Origin of the sequence: Kitasatospora sp. NPDC101801 (assembly GCF_044766665.1) — a bacterium.
GTDB lineage: Bacteria > Actinomycetota > Actinomycetes > Streptomycetales > Streptomycetaceae > Kitasatospora.
In genome coordinates, this window is record NZ_JBIWML010000010.1 from 46790 (window position 1) to 65943 (window position 19154).

The window sequence follows — 19154 nt, forward strand, 5'->3', positions numbered from 1 at the left end:
GTCACAACCCCGTCATGACCGGGCATCCGGAGGGCCTTCCCCCCTTTGGCCGCAGGCGTCGACCGCTACGCTGACGGTATGACGAGCGAGGAGCAGCCCACCCCGACGAGCACCGCCGACCTGTCCCAGGTGCGGCCGGCCGGGACACCCGGTGAGCGGGCCAGGGCGCTGCTGCGGCTGCGCCCGTACCGGCGGCTCTGGGTGACCCAGCTCGTCGGCGGTGCCGGCGACCGGCTCGGTCTGCTGGTGCTGATCGGCCTGACCTGGGTCGCGGCGCTGGTCGGCGGCCAGTTCGGGTACGGCTACCGGGGCCAGGCGCTGGCGGTCGCCGCCGTACTGGCGGCCCGGCTGCTGGCCACCCTGGTGTTCGGCGCGGCGCTGCTCGGGCCGGTGCACAGTCTGTTCGGCGGGCGACTGGACCGGCGCTGGACGATGCTCGGCGCCGACGTTTTCCGCGCGGTTCTGATCGGTCTGGCGCCCTGGTGGCTCGGCTGGTCGACCGGTTCGGCCTGCTGGGTGCTGCTCGGCACCGCCTTCCTGACCGGTGCGGCCGAGCGGATCTGGTCGGTGGCCAAGGACGCGGCCGTGCCCGGCCTGCTGCCCGCCGCCGACCCGTACGCCCCGCAGGGGGAGCAGCAGCCGTCCGCCTCGAATCTGGAGACGGTCCGGGCCGTCGACCAGCGCACCGGCTGGGCCACCGTGCCGCTGGCCGGGGCACTGCTGGTCGGGCTGACCCTGCTCAACAACGTCTTCGCGGCGCTCGGTTCGGACTGGCTGAGGACGCATCAGTTCACCACCGCCGGTGTCGGCGCCGCCCTGCTGCTCGCCGCCTCGGCGGTGCTGACCTACCTTCAGGAGTTGCCGACCGGCGCCTTCGGCGGGCCGCGCTCCCCGTTGCAGGGTCTGCGGGCCCCGACCGACGCCACTCCGGGCCCGGCGCTGCGCAAGGGCCGGACCGGCTCGGCCCCGTACTTCACCTTCTCGGTCGCCGCCGCCTACGCGGCGATGGCGGGCGTCTCGGTGCTCGGCCTGCTGACCGCCGTGGACCACCGGGCCGGTCCGATCGGCTTCGGCCTGGTGGTGCTGGCCGCCGCCGGTGCCCCCGCGATCGGTGTCCGGATCACCCGTCCGCTGCTCCCCTCGCTGTCCCGCCGCCGCCTGCTGGCGCTCGCCCTGATCAGCGAGGGCGTGGCGCTGATCCTGGCCGGCCTGGTGCTGGACTTCGTCCTGGTGCTGCTGCTCACCACGCTCGCCGGAGTGGCCGCCGGCGTGGTGATTGGCACCGCCCGGACGCTGCTCGCCCAGGAGGTGGAGGAGCTCCGGCTGCCCCGGGTCACCGAGCACCTGTACGCGGTGCTGCGGGTGGTGGTCGGTACCTCGGTGGTGCTGATGCCGCTGCTGGCCGCCGGGTACGGCGAGGTCGCCTTCGGCCGGGCCACCACCGGGAGCTTCACCTTCATCCACGACGGCGCCGCGCTGGCGATCGGCACGGCCGGGCTTCTCACCCTGGTGCTGGCCGCCGTGGTGCTGCTGAAGACCGACGACCAGCGGGGCGACGTCCCGTTCGGCCGCGAGCTGATCCGTGTCCTCCGGGGCACCGACGCGGTGGCGCCGCACCGGGTCGGCGGGACCGGCTTCTTCATCGCCCTGGAGGGCGGCGACGGCGCCGGCAAGTCCACCCAGGCGAACGCGCTGGCCGAGTGGATCCGCAGCAAGGGCCACGAGGTCGTGGTCACCCGCGAGCCCGGCGGCAGCCCGATCGGGCAGCGGCTGCGCGCGCTGGTGCTGGACGTCGGCAACACCGGGCTCTCGCACCGGGCCGAGGCCCTGATCTACGCGGCCGACCGGGCCGAGCACGTCGAGAACGTGATCCGCCCCGCGCTGGAACGCGGTGCGGTGGTGATCACCGACCGGTACATGGACTCCTCGATCGCCTACCAGGGCGCCGGCCGCGACCTGGCCGCCACCGAGGTGGCCCGGATCTCGCGCTGGGCCACCGGCGGGCTGGTCCCCGACCTGACCGTGGTGCTGGACGTTGCGCCGGAGGCGGCGCGCGAGCGCTTCACCGAGGCGCTCGACCGGCTGGAGTCCGAGCCGACCGAGTTCCACGCCCGGGTGCGCGCCGGGTTCCTCGCGCTGGCCGCGGCCGACCCCGCGCGCTACCTGGTGGTGGACGGCAGTCAGACCGCCGCCGCCGTCACCACCGCCGTCCGGCACCGGCTGGACCGCGAGCTGCCGCTCTCCTCGCAGGAGAAGGCCGCTCAGGTCGAGCAGGACCGGCTGGCCCGTGAGGAAGCCGCCCGGCGCGCCGCCGAGGCGGCCCGGCTGAAGGCCGAGGCCGAGGAGGCCGAGCGCAAGCGGCTGGAACTGCTGGAGGAGCTCCGCGCCGAGCAGGCCGAGAAGGACCGGCTGGCCCGGGTGGAGGCCGAGCGGCTGGCCACCGAGGCCGCCGCCAAGGCGGCGGAGGAGGCCCGGGTGCTGGCCGAGGCCGAGGCGGCCCGGCAGGCCGAGCTGGCGGCGGTCCGGGCTGCCGAGGAGGCGGAGCGGCTCAAGGTCGAGCTGGCCGAGCGGGAGCGGCTGGCCGCCGAGGCGGCGGCCCAGGAGGAGCTGCACCGGCAGCGCGAGCTCCAGCGGGCCGAGCAGCGGCGCCGGGCGGAGGAGGCGTTGCAGCGGGCGGAGGCGGCGCGGGTCGCGGCGGCGGCTGCGGCGGCCGCGGTGGCGGGGTCGGCCTCGGCTTCGGAGAGCACCACGACGATGGAGCTGTCGGCGCCGGGCGCCGACGAGAGCACCAGGGAGATCCGGAAGCCGGTGCCGGCCGACGAGACGGCGGTGCTGCCCACGGTGCCGGCGGCGGACGAGACGGCGGTCCTGCCGAAGATCGAGCCGACGGCCGACCCGGTGGCGGACAAGGTGCCCCCGGGGCTGTTCCGGGACGAGGCGCCGAAGGCCCCGAAGGCGGCCAAGGCTCCGGAGTCGCCGGTCGAGTCCACCCGGGAGATGCCGGTGGTCGAACCGCGGCCGCGGCCGGCCTGGGCGGAGGAGACCCCGATGGACGACCTGCCGAGCCTGACGGACACCCTGCTGGGCTCCCGCGAGGAGTGGGCCCAGTGGCAGACGGACGAGCCGGGGCCGGACGAGAAGCCGCGGAAGCGCCGCAGCTGAGCCTTCGGCAGGTGCTCAGCCGTCTACGGTCCGGGGGCTGCGCTGTAGGCAGGTGCTCAGCGGTCTACTACCCAGGGGCTCGGGGAACTGCGAGGAGATCTGGCGTTCGGGTCACTGCGAAAGTGCCTGACCACGCACGGACGGATCACCTTGAACGAGGTCGGCGTCGCAGTTCCCCGAGCCCCTGACTCCATAGCGGGCTGAGCACCGGCCAGAAGATCGGCGTCGGCTGGGTGTCTGTCGGCGGGGTTAGGCTCGGGCCGGGACGAGTGGTGGGAGTGCGGCGTGAGTGTGTGGGACGACCTGGTCGGCCAGGATCGGGTGGTCGAGCAGCTGACGGCGGCCGCCGGGGCGGCCCGCGCGACGGTGGTGGCGGGCCGGTCGGCGGGGGTCCCGGCGGGGAACGCTTCGCTGATGACGCACGCCTGGCTGTTCACCGGCCCTCCGGGGGCGGGCCAGGTCACCGCCGCGCGGGCGTTCGCGGCGGCGCTCCAGTGCACCAGCCCGGATCTCGACCTGGGCGGCGTCCCGGGCTGCGGTTTCTGCGACGGCTGCCACACGGTGCTCGCGGGCAGCCACGCCGACGTGAAGTACGTCCGGACGGACGGGCTGTCCATCGGTGTGGGTGACATGCGCGAGCTGGTGATGCGCGCGTCCAGCTACCCGACCGGCGGCCGCTGGTCGGTGATCCTGGTGGACGCCGCGCACCGCCTGACCGAGTCGGCGGCCAACGCGCTGCTCAAGGGGGTGGAGGAGCCGTCCCCGCGGACGGTCTGGCTGCTCTGCGCGCCCTCGGTGCAGGACGTGCTGCCCACCATCCGGTCGCGCTGCCGGCTGCTGGTGCTGCGGACGCCCGCCGCCGAGGCGGTGGCGGACATGCTGGTGCGCCGGGACGGGGTGGAGCCGGAGACCGCCCGGGTGGCCGCGCTGGCCGGTCAGGGCGACGTGGACCGGGCCCGGCGGCTGGCGGTGGACGACCAGGCCAGGGCCCGGCGGCTGGACGTGCTGCGGATCCCGTTGGAGGTGGCCGACATCGGTGGCTGCCTGGCTGCCGCGCAGCGGCTGGTGGACACCGCGAAGGCCGACGCCGAGGCGCTCGCCGAGACCCAGGACGCCAAGGAGACCGGTGATCTGCGGGCCGCGTACGGCGCGACCGAGGGCAGCCGGGCGCCGCGCGGGATGGCCGGCGCGGTCAAGGACCTGGAGAAGCGGCAGAAGAGTCGGGCCACCCGGACCAGGCGGGAGACGCTCGGCGTCGCGCTGCTCGACCTGCTCGGCTTCTACCGGGACGTGCTGGCGCTCCAGTTCGGCGCGGGCGGCGCGCTCGCCAACGAGGACCAGCGGCAGGCGCTCGGCCGGGTGGCCGGTCAGAGCACGGCGGAGAACACGCTGCGCCGGATCGAGGCGGTGCTGGCCTGCCGCCGCGCGCTGGACCGGAACGTCGATCCGCTGCTGGCGGTCGAGGCGATGACGGTGGCGCTCCGCGCGGGCTGACCTGCGGGGCGGCAGTTGACGCTGCGTCACCTCCTTCCTTCGAGTGAATCCGGCACCCGCCCCGGGAGCCGCGCGACCGTCCGCCGTTCCGTCTTGCACGCTGTGGACCGAGTACACCGTGGTCTGCGGCCCCGAAGGCCGGGCCGTTCGCGTTCGGTCTCCCGAGGTGGTGCGTCCCATGCCCCGTCCGCTCCTGGTCGTCCCGCTGGTGCTGGCCCTGGCCGTCGGCTTCTGGCTGATCCGGGCCGCGCTGGTGCGCTGGCGCGACCTGAAGTCCGCGCAGACGTACGAACTCGTCGCCGAGCAACGCCCGTTGCTGATCCGCGCGGGTGGCGCGGTACTGTGCGGGATGTGTGTGACCGCGCTCACCGTGGCGGTCGCGCTGGACGGCCGGGGCGCTCACCCGGCCCGGGCCGCCGCCGTGCCGGCCGAGCGTCCGGCGGCTCCGCCGCTGGCCAGTCCCTCGCCCGAACTCCCGCCGGTGGTCACCCGGTTCGACGTGATCGGCAAGCCGGCCGGGGGTGAGCTGCTGGAGGGCGCGGTGGCCGGTCCGGACGGGCGGCCGCGTACCGTACGGGTCTGGCTGCCGGAGCGGTACAAGGCCGACCAGCAGGCCAGGTTCCCGGTGGTGGTGCTGCACGCGGGCACCGCCCGGCGGACCGCCGACGCCGAGGTGCCGGACGTCTTCGAGGGCATCGCCTCGGCGGTGAAGCTGGGCCGGGCCCGGCCGTTCGTGGTGGTCGCGCCCGAGGCGCCGAACGGCACCGAGCACCCCTGCGAGCTGGTCGCCGCCGCCCCACAGGCGATCGCCGACGACCAGGCGCTGCGCACGGCGGTGGCCGCCGCGTTCCGCACCCTCCCGGCAGGGCCCGGCAGTTGGGGCGTGCTGGGCATCGAGGGCGGCGCGGCCTGCGCGGCCGCCGCCGGGCTCTCCCGGCCCGACCTGTACGGAGCGGCGGCCGCCGTCTCCGGCCGGTACGACGCCACCGCGCTGGCGGGCACCGGGGCCGAGGCCCCGGAGGGGACCGCCGCCAAGCTGCTGCTGGCGGCCGCGAAGAACGACGCGGACGGGCTGGCCACGGCCCGCAAGCTGCAGACCGCCCTGCACGACGGCGGCGGCCGGGCCGCCAAGGCGAACGTCCGGATCTCCGACGTGGTGCAGGACTTCGCGCCGGACCGGGAGCGGCTGCGGCTGGTCCGGGTGGCGGCCCAGTACCTGGCCGAGAGCCTGACCCGCACCGGCTGAGACCTTGATCCGTACCGGCTGGACCAAGCCGGGCCGCTACGCTCGACGCACCCTTGGTACCGAGCGCAGAGAGAAGCCCCCATGCGAGCTGTCCGGCCGTCCCGCCTCGTGCCCGCCGCCTTGGCCGCCGCGCTGCTGCTCGGGGCCTGTACCTCCGGCGGCTCGACGCCCGGTCAGACCGTCTCCTCCGCGCCGTCCTCGGACCACGCGCCGGTGGCCCCGGCCGCCGGGGTCACCCCGCTGGAGCCGCTGCCCGCCGAGATCCCGGCCGCGCTGGCTCCGTACTACGCGCAGAAGCTCGACTGGAAGAGCTGCGACGGCGAGTTCGAGTGCACCACCTTCAAGGTGCCGCTGGACTACGCGGCCCCGGCCGGCGGCGACCTGGTGCTGACCGCGGCCCGCAAGCGCGCCACCGGCGGCAAGCCCCGGCTGGGCTCGCTGCTGCTCAACCCCGGTGGCCCGGGCGGGTCGGCCGTCGAGTACGTCGAGGGCGTCGCCAAGGGCTACGACCCGGAGGTCCGGGGAGCGTACGACCTGGTCGGCCTGGACCCGCGCGGGGTGGGCCGGAGCTCGCCGGTGACCTGTCTGAGCGGCGACCGGATGGACGCGTACACCGCCGCCGACATCACCCCTGACGACCCGTCGGAGATCGACGCCCTGGTGGCGGTGGACCAGGAGTTCGCGGCGGGCTGCAAGCAGCGCTCGGGCGCCTTCCTCGGCCACGTCAGCACCGTCGAGTCGGCTCGCGACCTGGACGTGCTCCGGGCCCTGCTCGGCGACCAGAAGCTCAGCTACCTGGGCAAGTCCTACGGCACCTTCCTCGGCACCACCTACGCGGGCCTGTTCCCGTCCCGGGTCGGCCGGATGGTGCTGGACGGCGCGATGGACCCGTCGCTGGACGCCCGCGCGGGCAACAAGACCCAGGCCGGCGGCTTCGACGTGGCCTGGACCGCCTTCGCCAAGGACTGTGCCAAGCGCGACGACTGCCCGCTCGGCGGCGACGAGCAGCAGATCGACCAGCAGCTGGACGCCCTCTTCAAGCGGATCGACGGCGCCGCGCTGCCCACCGAGTCGAGCCGGAAGCTGACCGAGGCCCAGGCCACCACCGGCGTGATCCACGCGATGTACGCGGAGTTCCTCTGGCCGCAGCTGCGCACCGCGCTGACCACCGCCAAGGCGGGCGACGGCACGGCGCTGCTCAAGCTCTCCGACCAGTACTACGACCGGGGCGCGGACGGCAGCTACCCCAACCTGATGTACGCCAACATGGCCGTGAACTGCCTCGACCTGCCCGCCCCGTTCGCCTCCCCGGCGGAGGCCGCGGCGGCGGTGCCGGAGTTCGAGCAGGCATCCAGGCACTTCGGGCGGGACATGGCCTGGATGGCGCTGGCCTGCGCGTACTGGCCGGTCAAGCCGACCGGGGCCGCGCACACCGTCCGGGCCGCCGGGGCCGCCCCGATCGTGGTGGTCGGCACCACCCGCGACCCGGCCACCCCGTACGCCTGGGCCCGGTCCCTGGCCGGCCAGCTGGAGTCCGGCCGGCTGCTCAGCTACGACGGCGACGGCCACACCGCGTACGGGCGCCACAACACCTGCGTCGACGGCGCGGTCAACCGCTACCTGCTCGGCGGCGACGCCCCGGCGGCGGGGACCAGCTGCGCGAAGTAATGGAAGTACGATCTTCGGCCCGGTAGGTACGATGTCTGCCCACCTGCACCCACCGCCGAAGGAATGCTTCGTGCTCGGAGTCAACGACCTGGCGACGTACGTCCTCGGCGCCCTGGTCATCGTCCTGCTGCCCGGTCCCAACTCGCTCTACGTGCTCTCGGTCGCCGCCCGCAAGGGCATCCGTACCGGCTACGCGGCCGCCGCCGGCGTGTTCGTCGGCGACTTCACCCTGATAAGCCTGACCGCCCTCGGCGCCTCCTCGCTGCTGAAGGCCAACCCGGCGGTGTTCGCCGTGGTGAAGTTCGGCGGCGCGGCCTACCTGCTCTGGATCGGCTTCGGCATGCTCCGGGCAGCCCGCCAGCTCTGGAACGAACGGCACGCCACCGCCGCCGAGGCCGCCGAGGCCCCGACCGCGACCGCGACCGAGCGCCCGTTCCGGCGGGCCCTGGTGATCAGCCTGCTCAACCCCAAGGCGATCCTGTTCCTGCTGTCCTTCTTCACCCAGTTCGTCGACCCGGCGTACGGGCAGCCGGTGCTCTCCTTCGCCCTGCTCGGCGGCATCCTGCAGACCTTCAGCGTGCTCTACCTCTCGCTGCTGATCTTCGCGGGCACCACCCTGTCCACCGCCTTCCGCCGCCGCAAGCGCCTCTCGGCGGGCCTCACCAGCGGCGTCGCGGTCCTGTTCGCCGGCTTCGCCGCCAAGCTGGCCGTCTCCTCCGCCTGAAACGCCGGTGCGGACCACCGGTGCGCACCGTGTAGACTGGCACGCGTTGCCGACGGCGTGATCATCTTGCCGGAGACAGCGGTGCCGCCTTAGCTCAGTTGGCCAGAGCAACGCACTCGTAATGCGTAGGTCGCGGGTTCGAATCCCGCAGGCGGCTCAGTAAAGGCCCAGGTCATATAGCCCATGACCTGGGCCTTTTGCCGTTCCTTGACCTGCGGGCAGGCGTCAGCGACGCGCTACAAGATCGCTTGCGTGAGCGATGCGTGAGCGGCGGTGTTGATCTTGGGTTAGCCCTTGGCCTTCTTGGCCTTGGACTTCGCCTTCTTCGCGGCCTTCCGCTTGGCCTTCTCGGCTTCGGCCGCAGCCTTGGCGCGAGTCTCGGCTTCGGCCTTCCGCTGGAGGGGGACGAGCTTCGCGGCGGCCTCGGCCGCACCCTTGGCGATCTCGGGCAGGACGCTGGTGTAGGTGTCCGACGTGATCTTGATGGAGGAGTGACCGAGCATCTCGGACACCACCTTCATGTCGACCCCGCCGGCGAGGGCGAGCGTGGCCGCGCCGTGGCGGAGGTCGTGCAGGCGGATCGGCGGCAGCCCGGATGCGGCGATCAGTCGCGCGAACATCTCGGTGACCTTGCCGGGGTGGAGCCAGGACCCGTCCTCGTTGGTGAAGACCCGGCCGGTGTTCTTCCAGGCAGGCCCCCAGTCGTTCCGCTCCTTCTGCTGCCGCTCGCGGTGGCGCCGCAGGACGGCCACCGTGTCGTCGTCCAGCGCCACGGTTCGGAAGCTCCCGTCGGTCTTGGGGTCGGACTCCTCGACCTCCCAGCCGTCCTGCACGAGCTGGGTCGTCACGGTCAGCGAGTTGTCGTCGAGGTTGGTCTCGGACCACAGCTGCCCGCACGCCTCGCCTCGGCGAAGGCCACGGAAGGCGATCACGTGCCACATCGCGTACAGGCGGTCGTCCGCGACGAAATCGAGGAACGCGCCGGTCTGTTGCGGCGTCCAGACCATCACGGGGGAGGGCTTCACGCCGGTCTCCCGCCACTGGGCGACCCGCTCGGGTGTCCACACCAGACCTTTCGGCTTGGTGGCCGGGTCGAGCTTGACGTGGGCGGCCGGGTTGAGGGTGATCAGGCCCTCGGGGATGGCGGCGTTCAGGGCGGTCCGGAGCGTGGCCCGGATGCGCTGGCGGGTGGCCGCGCCGGTCGTTCGCCGGAAGGGTGGCATCTCGGCGAGTTCGGCGCGCAGAGCCTTGCGGCGGGCGCGGTTCTCCACGCCCTTGATCGGCACCGTGGCGAGTTCGGCCTTCAGCGCGTGCCGTAGGGCATTGTTCTCCAGGATCTCCTCGTTGGCGTCGGCGATGGCCGTGAACATCTCGGCGAGCGTGCTCACCCGCAGCCGGTCGACGCGGATGTGCCCGATGCGGGGCTTGAGGTGGACCCGCACGTCACACTCGTAGCGGGTGATCCCGGACTTGCGGATCTTCTTGCCGGCCAGCCAGGTGTCGAGCCACTCGCCGACGGTGACGCGGGAGGAGAGGTCCTGACCGGCCTTCAGGCGGTTGCGGGTCTCCTCGATGTCGGGCAGCTGGGCCTTCTCATCGGCGACCTTCACCAGCAGCTCGGCGACCAGGGCCAGGTCGTCCGGATCCTCCTTGCCGAGGGCGAGCAGGCCGCGAACATGGTCGAGGTCGACCTGCGCCTCCTTCAGCGTCTCGTAGCCGGCGCGGTTGAACGAACGGCGGGTGCCGTCCTCGGCGTTGGGCAGCTCCTGGCGTATGGAGTAGGCGCCGTGCTTCCGGCTGCCGAGCTTCGGACACGCCTTGCCGAGCGGCTTTCCGGTCTCGGCGTCGCGGCAGTAGCAGCGGTGGTAGGTGGAGCCCTTCATTATTCGTCCTCCAGGTCGAAATCGGTTTTGAGCGGGGGGAGTTCGGCGTCCAGGAATTGGAGGCTCGGCGCGAGGTCGGGTACCTCTTCGCCCAGCTCGCGCATTCTTGCCCTGACGGGATGAAGCCGAACTCGGATGGCATCGACGAACGCGGTGCGCTTCTCCTCGGATCCGGGTGGCCAGCTCTTCCGGTCGAACTTGAATTCCAGCTGGAACGCCTCATGGTGTTCGCGCTGGAGCTCCTGCCAGATTCGGTCGTGCTCGCGGAGGAGGTAGAGATCGAAATAGCCGGGGTAGTGCCGGTTCTCTCCGGTGAAGCGGCTGAAGGCCGACCATCGGTCGACTTTCCGCCCGGGCAGGTAGCTGATGTGGCCGCCGAGGGCAGGAGAAAAGAGCAGGTCGGCAGGCGCGACCTCCAGGGCTTCAGCGGCGACGATGAGCTCTGGGATCGTGATCGTCTTTCGTCTCCCGGACTCCCAGTTCGCGATGACGTTCCTGGGCACCTCGTGGCCAAGGATTCGGGTTTCGTCGGCCAGCTCCTGCGCGGTCATCTCCAGGTCTTTCCTCCTTCGGGTGATGGATTCGATCACGTCCTTGGTGATCTGGTGGTGCCAGTCAAGGGCGTCCTCATCGTCGTCGGACCAGTCTGCATATCGGCCGTGTGTCATATCGACACACTAGCGACTGCCAAGCTCTTCTTCGCAACGGCACCCCGCCGTGCCCCCATGCCGGGGAGATATTGGATTTGGAGTTCATGTGCGAACTGACATGACGTCGGCCACGGTGCAGGGAATGGGGCGGGCCGAGCTGCTCGCGCTGCCGGCGGCCATCGACCTCGACACCGCGAACCGCGCCATCGGACTGGGTCGTAGCAAGGGCTACGAGCTGGCCCGCCTCGGCGCCTACCCCTGCCGCGTCCTGCGCCTGGGCAAGAAGTACCGGGTGATCACAGCGGATCTCCTGCGGCTGCTCGGCATCGACGCGACGGCCGGGGGAGGTGTGGTGGCTGATGCAGCTTGACGTGGCGAGAGCCCGTTCGACAAGCCTGTCTGCCGTGGGCGTACTTGCCCACCTGGAGTGGATCTTCTCGGCACGTGTGCGTAGGTTCGTGGTCCCTCGGCGGCCTCGGCCGCCGAGGGATCGCCGCCAACGTGCAGGAATGCCTTCCGAGTTGGGTGGGCGCGCGCCTCAGCGCCCACCTGCCCCGGACGCGCGAAGGCCCCCGGTGCGGGAACACCGAGGGCCAGGCGAAGTCCCTACCCACGACCTTCATCGGCGGCGCGCGACGGATCAGGTCCCGCGCCCCAGTCTGGAGCTTCACCATGGAGTTTACGGGCCACACGCCCGATGCGGCAGCCCCCGCCCCGAGTTGGCCTCCGGTCGCCAAGCCGGGCGAGCCCGGCACCTACCTGCCCGCCCAGCAGGCCCCCATGTCCACAGCCTGTGGACACGACGCCGAGGCGGCACCTGTCGAGCCCACCACCCCGGACGGGACCGACCTGATGCCCGACACCGAGGCGACCGAGGGCGCCGACCTGCTCGCGCAGCTGAGGGCCCAGATCGCGAAGTTCGTGATCCTTCCCTCCGAGCAGGCCCTGGACGCCGCAACCCTGTGGGTCGCCGCGACCCACCTGCAGGGTTCGTGGCAGCACGCCCCGCGCCTGGCGGTGGTCGGCCCGGCGAAGCGCTGCGGCAAGTCGCGCCTGCTCGACGTGCTCACCGAGACGGTGCACCAGCCGGTGCTGACGGTGAACTCTTCTCCGGCCGCCGTGTTCCGCTCGATCAGCGAGGAGCCGCCCACCCTGCTGGTGGACGAGGCGGACACGATCTTCGGCAGCCCGAAGATGGCGGAGAAGAACGAGGAGATGCGGGGCCTGCTCAATGCCGGGCACCAGCGCGACCGGTACGTGCTGCGGGTCGTCGGCAACGACCACACCCCTCGCAAGTTCCCCACCTTCGCCATGGCGGCCATCGCCGGCATCGGCGACCTGCCCGACACGATCATGGACCGCTCGATCGTGATCCGCATGCGCCGCCGTGCCGAGGGCGAGAGCGTCGCCCCGTACCGCACCGTGCGAGACCGCCCAGCCCTGCACGCGATCCGCGACAAGATCGCCTGCTGGACCGCGCCCCTCGCCGACCAGGCTCTCCACCTGGAGCCGAGCATGCCAGTCGAGGACCGCGCGGCCGACACCTGGGAACCCCTGGTGATCACGGCCGACCTCGCGGGCGGCCCCTGGCCCCGCCTCGCCCGCCAGGCGTGCAAGCGCATGGTTGACGCCGAGGTGCAGGCCGAGGACGACAACCCCGGCGGAGCGCGGATCCTCGCCGACATCCGCCGCATCTTCCACGCCGCCGGTGAGCCGGACAGCATCGCCACCGACCAGCTGCTGTTCACCCTCAACGGCGACCCCGAGGCCCCCTGGGCCGAGGCCGGCCGGGGCGGGCTGACCCCGCGCGGGCTCGGCGCGATGCTCCGCGAGTTCGGCATCTCGTCCGGCAACGTCCGCATGCCCGACGGAACCCAGCGCAAGGGCTACACGCGCCACAAGTTCCTCGACGCCTGGCGCCGCTACTGCCCCGCCGTCCACCCCATCACCTCCACGGCCACGGCCACGGCCACGACCACGGACGAGAGCGCGGGCACGGGCAGCAGAGCCTGACCAGCCTCCCCGAACTGCCGTCCCAGCCGTCCCTGCCGTAACAGCGCAGGTCACAGCACCTGCCGTCGGGACGGAACGGCCTCCCAAGACGGAAACGCTCCCGCGCCGGGGACGGCAGCACCCCGCCTGCAAGACGGCGCGTGGGACGGCAACCGTCCCACGCCGCCACCGGCCCGCCGCCGCCCCGACCACGGCGCGAGCGGCGGGCCCTGGCCGGGACGGGAAACACATCCGTCTTGTGCCGTCCCAGCCGTACCTGCCGTAAAACCACAGGTCAAAGGCCATGCTGTCGGGACGGATGCGAGCTCCAAGACGGATACCGAACCGTCCCGAACCCGAATACCGCCGCGTCCACGGCACACCCGGGCAGCCGAATCCGCCCCAGCCCAGAGCCCGTCCCGCAGCCCCGAGACGGCAAGACGGCAAAGACGGCAATTCCACAAACCACCACCGCCCGACCCGCGAGGACCACCTTCCGCATGACCGCCAGCACCTCACCGCGTCTACCCCGCCTGGACGCCGTCCTCGTACAGGCCGCCATCGCGGGCGCCCTGTCCTTCGCCCACCTCCACGACATCGCCGAAGCCGCCGGACAACACGGCTGGAAAGCCTGGGCCTACCCCGTCTCGGTCGACCTGCTGCTTGTCGCCGCCTGGCACCGCATGCGGACCCTGGGCACCACCGGACGTCCCGCCGGCACCGCCTGGACCTGGTTCGCCATCGCCCTGACCGCCTCCCTCGGCGCGAACGTCGCCACCGCCGGCCTCCTCGACCTCGACCACGTCCCCGCCTGGCTGCGGATCATGGTCGCCGGATGGCCCGCCCTCGCCTTCTTCGGTGGCACCCTCCTCGCCCACAACACCACCGCGACCGGGGGCGCCATCAAACCGAAGCCCGCCGAGGACGAACTCCCGCTCCGCGAAAACCCCGAGCCCACCCCGGCAGCCCAGCCCGTACCAGAGGTGGCGCAGGACAGCCCGGTTAGCCCCACGCCGGTCACAGAGCGTAGGGACGAACGCCCGGCCTCCGACGAAGAACCAGCCGCGCCTCGCAAGCGCACCGGACGCCCACTGGCGAAGACCATGGACCAGCTCGTGGAGATGATGCGGCCGGTCGTCACCGAGTACGGCGTCAGCGTCGCCGTGGTCGAGAAGGCTCTCAGCGACGCCGGGATTCCGATCAGCAGCAAGCGCCGGACGGAGCTGATGACGCTCCTGCGGGATGAGCAGGCCGACCCTCGGCCCGAGAACGCCGACCGCGAGCCCGAGCAGGCGCGTGAGAACCCGGTGCCCGCCTGACATGTCACCGCTCCATGAGTGGCCGCCCGCCAATGACCCGCACGGCGCCTGGCGGGCGGCCCCCTCACCGCCAAGTGGTCCGGCGGATGTCTACCTCGTGGCCAGCGAGATCCGCCAAAGCACCGGATCGCTCTTCCGCCGAACCGCTCGCCGCCCGATCCGGTCTATGCGCCGCATTCGCATCCCGCTCGCACCACAGCACGTCGACAACCCCGCGACAGGAGATCAACCCGTGACCGACACCCAGCACCCCGACAGCACCACCGGCGAGAGCGCGAAGGAGAGGAGGAAGTCCCACACCGTGAAGGGTCTTTGGCGGCGGGCGTTCGGCAACCGTGCCCCTGGCGGAGCCAGTAGTACCGCGAGTCCGACTCGTGGCCGGACTCGCGGGATCTCCGCCCCAGGGGTGGCGGAGACGGCCCAGCGCGAGGGCGCGCCGGGCCAGGAGGTCGGGGCCGAGGACGGCCCCGACCCGGACAAGCTCCTTGCCGTCCAGCAGCAGATCCTCGCCGACGTCCGCTCGACCGAGACCGACAACGAGTCCTCCGACCACAGCACCGCCGATGATGCCGAGCCGAAGAACCGCCGCTACACCGGCACCAAGCGCGAAGAGCGCGTCGGACCTCTGCGGTTCGAACCCGAGGAAGAGCCTCGGCTGCGTGCTGCTGCCACCGCCAACGGCTACCGCGGCCTGTCCGGGTTCGCCGCCGACGTCGTCCTGGCCTTCATAGCCGGCCGGTTCTTCATCGACCTGCCCCTGGCGGAAGAACGCCGACTCATCCACGAGTTCCGCGCCCGCGTCCTGCGCCAGATCAGCGGTATCGCCAGCAACGTCAACCAGATCGCCCGAGCCCTCAACGGCGGATACGAGCCCCCGGTCGACATCCGCCGCACCCTCGACGAACTGCATGGCCTGCTCACCGAGATCGCCGAGGCCCTTCGCCAGCCCGCCAGCCAGGAAGGCTGAACACTGCCGTGATCGCCCCCATCAAGAACCCCGGCTCCAATACCCGCGGCCTGCTCGCCTACCTCTACGGACCCGGCCGCCACGACGAGCACCGCGACCCGCACATCGTCGCCGGCTTCGCCATGCTCGCCATGCCCGACCCCGGCCGCGACGAGAACGCCACCCTCACCGAGCTCGCCCGCTACCTCGACGAGCCCGTCCGCCTGCGCAACAGCGAGCCCGGCAAGAAGCTCACCGACCACGTCTGGCACTGCCCCGTACGCGCCGCACCCGAGGACCGCTACCTCTCCGACGCCGAGTGGTCCGAGATCGCCGAGCGCATCGTCCGGGCCGCCGGCATCGCTCCCAAGGACGATGACCTGGCGTGCCGGTGGATCGCTGTGCGCCACGCGGACGACCACATCCACATCCTCGCCACCACCGTCCGCGAGGACGGCCGCCGCCCCAAGCTCCACAACAGCGGCCAGCGCGTCGGTGTCGAGTGTCGCGAGATCGAGAAGGACTACGGCCTGCGCCAGCTCGGCACCGGCGACCGGACCGCCGAACGCCGCCCCACCCAGGCCGAGATGCACAAGGCCAAGCGCCTCGGCTGGGAGCAGACCAGCCGCGAGTGGCTCCAGGACCGTATCCGCGCCGCCATCCCCCACGCGAGCAACGCGGAGGAACTTCTCGCCTACCTCCAGGCCGATGACATCGAGGTCAAGATCCGCCGATTCCCGTCCGGCGACCTCCAGGGCTACTCCGTCGCCCGCCCTGGCGACCTGAAGGCCAACGGGCAACCGAACTACATCCCCGGCGGGAAGATCGCCCCCGACCTGTCCCTGCCGAAGCTCCAGGCCCTTCTCGCGGCCGGTAAGCCGGAGGAGCACCCCACCGCCCGCCGCAACAAGCCCGCCACCCGCTGGCAGCACGCCACCAACGCCCTCGACACCTTCACCACCGACCACGACACCACCGGCGACAGTGGTGACGCGCGTGCGCAGGCGCACATCACCGCCCTCGGTGAACTGATCGAAGCCACCGCCCAGACCGCTCCCCAGGACCTGCGCGCTGAACTCCGAGCAGCAGCAAAGACCTTCGCCCGCGCCCAGCGCTCCCAGATCCGCGCCGATCACACGGCGGCAGCCGGTCTGCGACAGGCGGCCCGCGACCTCGTGCACGCCAGCAGCGGCAAGGACGGCAGCACCCTCGCCGTCTTCGTCGCAGCCCTCGTCTGGGCCGCGATCCTGTCCCAGCGCTGGCACACCGCCAAGGGCCACGCCCAGCAGGCCGAGGCCGCGCGCCGAACCGTCCAGCACCTCCAGGCCGCCTACGACCAGGCCGCCGCCGACCAGCTCGCCTTCCTCGCTCAACGCCAGCCCAAGGAGCAGACCCGCAACACCCTCGCCAGCGACGTCCGCGCCGCCATTCCCGACCACGCGACGCGGATCCTCGCCGACCCCAACTGGCCCGCCCTCGCCACCGTGCTCGCCGACGCCGAGGCTGGAGGCTACGTACCCCACCAGCTCCTCACCGAGGCCGCCGCCCGCCGCGAACTTGGCAGCGCCCGGCTACCCGCCCAGGTCCTCATCGCCCGTATCCAGCACACCAGCTACAACCCTGCACCCAACCGCACCGTCGAGGCGGCACTCCTGCGCTCGTCCGCCGCCCCGACCGTTCGCCACGCCACCACCAACCCGCGGCCTACCACGACTGCCCCGCAGCGCCCCGGCACCCAGCCCCGACACCGCTGACCACCAACGACCGAATTCGGCTGCCGCTGCGGGCGGCCACCAGTTGGTGGTCGCCCGCAGCGTGTTCTCTCAGTCCTTGAGCGCGATATCCAGGTATGCCTGCACTGGCTCGAAGATCCCGTACGGGACGTATTCAGGGATCTCTGCAAGCGCCACCCACGCCAGTGCGTCCAGTTCTCGTGGGTCGCCGACGGCAGCGGTGCCGCTGACGATCTCGCACGCCGTGTACGACATCCACCGGCCAGTCTCCGGGTGGACGCGCTCGCCGAGGATCTTGACGGCGGCGACGTTCAGCCCTGTCTCCTCCGCAGTCTCGCGGACAGCTGCTTCCTCGGGAGACTCGCCGGGCTCGATCTTGCCTGCGGGAAACTGCCACAAGAGCTGGCCCTCGCTGACTCGGCGCCGGACCATCAGCACCCGACCCTCTTGGATCACGATCGCGGCAGCGACACCCGGCCGCCCCTCTGAAGGCGGGAGCATCGGCTAATCCCTCTCCGCTGCTGAGGCCGCCACAGGGCGGAGCAGGTCGAGGATGTGGGTCCAGTTGTACTTTTCGCGTCCCCCGCCGGCCTTGGGCTTGTGGGGGACGTAGTCGCCGATCAGGACACCCATCGACCGGAGCCGGGCCAGGCTCTCTCCGTACGCGGGGTGGGCGGCTTGGGCGGAGTTGACGTAGGGCTGGACGGCCACCGGGATGCCGAGGCCGTACGCCTCGCAGAGGATGCCGAGGGCGAGGGTGTCGGAGATGCCGGCGGCCCACTTGTTGATGGTGTTGAAGGTGGCCGGGGCGACGGCGATGGCGTCGGCCGGGGGCAGCGGCTGGGGGATGCTCGGCGTGCGCCAGGCGGAGCGGATCGGGTAGCCGGTCTGGGCCTCGATGGCCTCCTGGTCTATGAAGCCGAGTCCGTTCGGGGTCGCGATCACGCCGACTCCCCAGCCCTCGGCATGGGCAGCGGTGATCAGTTTGCCCACTCCGTCGGCGATGCCCGACGCGCAGACGACGACGTAGAGGAACGGCTCGCGGTGCTCGGTCAAACCTGGACTCCCAACTCCTGGCAGAAACGGCGAAGCTCCGGGACAGCGCCGCGCCGATCGCGAGCGGCCATGTCACCGGCCAGCTCCAGCACGCTGGGCCGTCGACGGATGTCCTCCGAGGCACAGCTCTCCGCGATCCTGAGCGCTTTGTATCCCTCGGCCAGTCTGCCCTGCTGGCTGTAGGCCCGTGCAGCCTCCACCCACAGTGCCGCCCGGCGCTCGGGGACCGGGATACGCCTGCGCATCAGGGGCTGGGCCGCTTCCAGCGCCGTTCCCGCGTCGCCGAGGACGACCGAGGCGCTCACCGAGTGGAGCGCGACGTTGGTCGGACTGAAGTTCGCCCACGCTTCGGGGCCGTCGAGGTCGACGTAGCGCGCGACCTCCTGAGCCTCGGCGAGAAACTCGGCGGTGGTGGCACGGTCGCCGCCGGCGCTCGCCGCCGTAACGCCGCGAAGGAGCATGAGCCCCAGTGCAGCGAGGTACTCAAGCGTGCGCCGGTCGTAGCTACCGGAGAGCTGGTCGGCGGTGTGCCGGATGAGGGTGACGGCCGGCGCGGTGTGCCGGTCGCGCGCGAGGACGTGCGCCTGGACGCGGACGCTGGAGGCCATCACCACGGGGTCGGCGCTCCGCTCGGCCTCGGCCATGGCACGGCCGACCGCGAGCCAGGCGTTGCCGTGGTCGCCGAGCTTGAGTAACAGGCTCACCGCGGTCTGGTACGCCGTTGCGAGGAGCCCGGACAGGGCTTGATCGCCGCCGTGGGCGGCGTCCTGGGCCTGGCGAAGGTCGGCGATCAGCGACGGCAACGCGCCTTCGAGCTCGGCGTACCGGCAGGTGTAGAAGAGCCTCCGCGCTTGGGAGAGCCGGGATGCGAGTGCGGCCAGGGGTTGTGGCGCGTGCTCAGCTGGAACGGGTCCGGGCAGCAGTGCCTGGACCAGCTCTATCCCCACGCGAGGAGTAGGTGTCGGGGCCGCGAGCGCGACGACGCTCGCGGCCAGGAAATTGCGACGGTGCATGTCGTCCGTCCTGCTGTCCGCACTGGTATGGGAGGACAGGCCGAGGCTTCCCAGCGGGATGTCGAGCACGGCTGCGACAGCGCGCAGGACATCGATGTCCTGCGTCCCCTTGCCGCTCTCCAACCGGCTGATCTTCGACTGGTGGTAGCCCAGTTCGGTGGCCACGTCCGCTTGCGACCGCCCGCTCAACACCCGTGCGCGGCGGATTACTTCTCCGATCCCGCCCGCTGCGGAGTGTCCTTTGGCCGTCTGCGACATGGCTTCTCCT

The 19154-nt window shown here is 72.0% G+C and carries 15 protein-coding genes and 1 tRNA gene; 11 read left to right on the forward strand and 5 right to left on the reverse strand.

Features of this window, described 5'->3' with window-relative positions:
- Positions 1-78 precede the first annotated feature (78 nt).
- The 6 genes from tmk to ACIRPK_RS14850 all read left to right on the forward strand — a co-directional run bounded on the left by tmk (position 79) and on the right by ACIRPK_RS14850 (position 8451).
- On the forward strand, positions 79-3162 hold the full coding sequence (gene tmk, locus ACIRPK_RS14825; RefSeq protein ID WP_403037955.1) for a dTMP kinase: 3084 nt from the start codon (positions 79-81) through the stop codon (positions 3160-3162).
- A 285-nt stretch (positions 3163-3447) separates the two neighbouring features.
- Complete coding sequence (locus ACIRPK_RS14830) at positions 3448-4656, forward strand: DNA polymerase III subunit delta' (protein WP_403037958.1); 1209 nt, start codon at positions 3448-3450, stop codon at positions 4654-4656.
- A 178-nt stretch (positions 4657-4834) separates the two neighbouring features.
- On the forward strand, positions 4835-5902 hold the full coding sequence (locus tag ACIRPK_RS14835) for a hypothetical protein (protein WP_403037961.1): 1068 nt from the start codon (positions 4835-4837) through the stop codon (positions 5900-5902).
- Between the two features lie 81 nt (positions 5903-5983).
- Complete coding sequence (locus ACIRPK_RS14840) at positions 5984-7570, forward strand: alpha/beta hydrolase (protein WP_403037963.1); 1587 nt, start codon at positions 5984-5986, stop codon at positions 7568-7570.
- A 70-nt stretch (positions 7571-7640) separates the two neighbouring features.
- Positions 7641-8294: a leucine efflux protein LeuE gene (gene leuE, locus ACIRPK_RS14845; RefSeq protein WP_403037966.1), complete on the forward strand. Its 654-nt coding sequence runs from the start codon at positions 7641-7643 to the stop codon at positions 8292-8294.
- Positions 8295-8377: 83 nt separating this feature from the next.
- A tRNA-Thr gene (locus ACIRPK_RS14850) sits at positions 8378-8451 on the forward strand.
- Between the two features lie 130 nt (positions 8452-8581).
- On the opposite strand, the gene ACIRPK_RS14855 is transcribed toward ACIRPK_RS14850, so the two are convergent.
- Both ACIRPK_RS14855 and ACIRPK_RS14860 read right to left on the reverse strand, forming a co-directional pair.
- Complete coding sequence (locus tag ACIRPK_RS14855) at positions 8582-10177, reverse strand: tyrosine-type recombinase/integrase (protein ID WP_403037969.1); 1596 nt, start codon at positions 10175-10177, stop codon at positions 8582-8584.
- The gene (locus ACIRPK_RS14860) at positions 10177-10845 is read right to left on the reverse strand and encodes a helix-turn-helix domain-containing protein (protein ID WP_403037971.1); all 669 of its coding nucleotides are present in this window, start codon (positions 10843-10845) and stop codon (positions 10177-10179) included. Before ACIRPK_RS14860 ends, ACIRPK_RS14855 begins: the two co-directional genes overlap by 1 nt.
- A gap of 100 nt (positions 10846-10945) precedes the next feature.
- Between ACIRPK_RS14860 and ACIRPK_RS14865 the strand changes: the two genes are divergently transcribed.
- The 5 genes from ACIRPK_RS14865 to ACIRPK_RS14885 all read left to right on the forward strand — a co-directional run bounded on the left by ACIRPK_RS14865 (position 10946) and on the right by ACIRPK_RS14885 (position 16838).
- Positions 10946-11197 (forward strand): hypothetical protein, encoded by a 252-nt coding sequence (locus tag ACIRPK_RS14865; RefSeq protein WP_403037973.1) that lies wholly within the window; start codon positions 10946-10948, stop codon positions 11195-11197.
- A 302-nt stretch (positions 11198-11499) separates the two neighbouring features.
- Complete coding sequence (locus ACIRPK_RS14870) at positions 11500-12840, forward strand: DUF3631 domain-containing protein (protein WP_403037976.1); 1341 nt, start codon at positions 11500-11502, stop codon at positions 12838-12840.
- Positions 12841-13319: 479 nt separating this feature from the next.
- On the forward strand, positions 13320-14138 hold the full coding sequence (locus ACIRPK_RS14875) for a DUF2637 domain-containing protein (RefSeq protein WP_403037979.1): 819 nt from the start codon (positions 13320-13322) through the stop codon (positions 14136-14138).
- Between the two features lie 232 nt (positions 14139-14370).
- Entirely contained in the window at positions 14371-15105 is a 735-nt protein-coding gene (locus ACIRPK_RS14880) for a MobC family plasmid mobilization relaxosome protein (RefSeq protein WP_403037982.1), read from the forward strand.
- A gap of 8 nt (positions 15106-15113) precedes the next feature.
- The gene (locus ACIRPK_RS14885; RefSeq protein ID WP_403037984.1) at positions 15114-16838 is read left to right on the forward strand and encodes a relaxase/mobilization nuclease domain-containing protein; all 1725 of its coding nucleotides are present in this window, start codon (positions 15114-15116) and stop codon (positions 16836-16838) included.
- 69 nt (positions 16839-16907) lie between these two features.
- Here ACIRPK_RS14885 and ACIRPK_RS14890 read toward each other — a convergent pair whose 3' ends face one another.
- From ACIRPK_RS14890 to ACIRPK_RS14900, 3 genes are read right to left on the reverse strand one after another with little or no spacing between them, the layout of a single operon-like run.
- On the reverse strand, positions 16908-17318 hold the full coding sequence (locus tag ACIRPK_RS14890) for an NUDIX hydrolase (RefSeq protein WP_403037986.1): 411 nt from the start codon (positions 17316-17318) through the stop codon (positions 16908-16910).
- A 3-nt stretch (positions 17319-17321) separates the two neighbouring features.
- Complete coding sequence (locus tag ACIRPK_RS14895; protein ID WP_403037989.1) at positions 17322-17873, reverse strand: flavoprotein; 552 nt, start codon at positions 17871-17873, stop codon at positions 17322-17324.
- Positions 17870-19144: a helix-turn-helix domain-containing protein gene (locus ACIRPK_RS14900; protein WP_403037990.1), complete on the reverse strand. Its 1275-nt coding sequence runs from the start codon at positions 19142-19144 to the stop codon at positions 17870-17872. The genes ACIRPK_RS14895 and ACIRPK_RS14900 overlap by 4 nt, the downstream gene beginning before the upstream one ends.
- Positions 19145-19154 lie beyond the last annotated feature (10 nt).

Excerpts from the sequence above, each read along its gene's own strand:
- tmk (WP_403037955.1), top strand. The coding sequence starts at position 79 with ATGACGAGCGAGGAGCAGCCCACCCCGACGAGCACCGCCGACCTGTCC.
- ACIRPK_RS14835 (WP_403037961.1), top strand. The coding sequence starts at position 4,835 with ATGCCCCGTCCGCTCCTGGTCGTCCCGCTGGTGCTGGCCCTGGCCGTC.
- ACIRPK_RS14840 (WP_403037963.1), top strand. The coding sequence starts at position 5,984 with ATGCGAGCTGTCCGGCCGTCCCGCCTCGTGCCCGCCGCCTTGGCCGCC.
- ACIRPK_RS14855 (WP_403037969.1), bottom strand. The coding sequence starts at position 10,177 with ATGAAGGGCTCCACCTACCACCGCTGCTACTGCCGCGACGCCGAGACC.
- ACIRPK_RS14860 (WP_403037971.1), bottom strand. The coding sequence starts at position 10,845 with ATGACACACGGCCGATATGCAGACTGGTCCGACGACGATGAGGACGCC.
- ACIRPK_RS14865 (WP_403037973.1), top strand. The coding sequence starts at position 10,946 with ATGACGTCGGCCACGGTGCAGGGAATGGGGCGGGCCGAGCTGCTCGCG.
- ACIRPK_RS14870 (WP_403037976.1), top strand. The coding sequence starts at position 11,500 with ATGGAGTTTACGGGCCACACGCCCGATGCGGCAGCCCCCGCCCCGAGT.
- ACIRPK_RS14875 (WP_403037979.1), top strand. The coding sequence starts at position 13,320 with ATGACCGCCAGCACCTCACCGCGTCTACCCCGCCTGGACGCCGTCCTC.
- ACIRPK_RS14890 (WP_403037986.1), bottom strand. The coding sequence starts at position 17,318 with ATGCTCCCGCCTTCAGAGGGGCGGCCGGGTGTCGCTGCCGCGATCGTG.
- ACIRPK_RS14900 (WP_403037990.1), bottom strand. The coding sequence starts at position 19,144 with ATGTCGCAGACGGCCAAAGGACACTCCGCAGCGGGCGGGATCGGAGAA.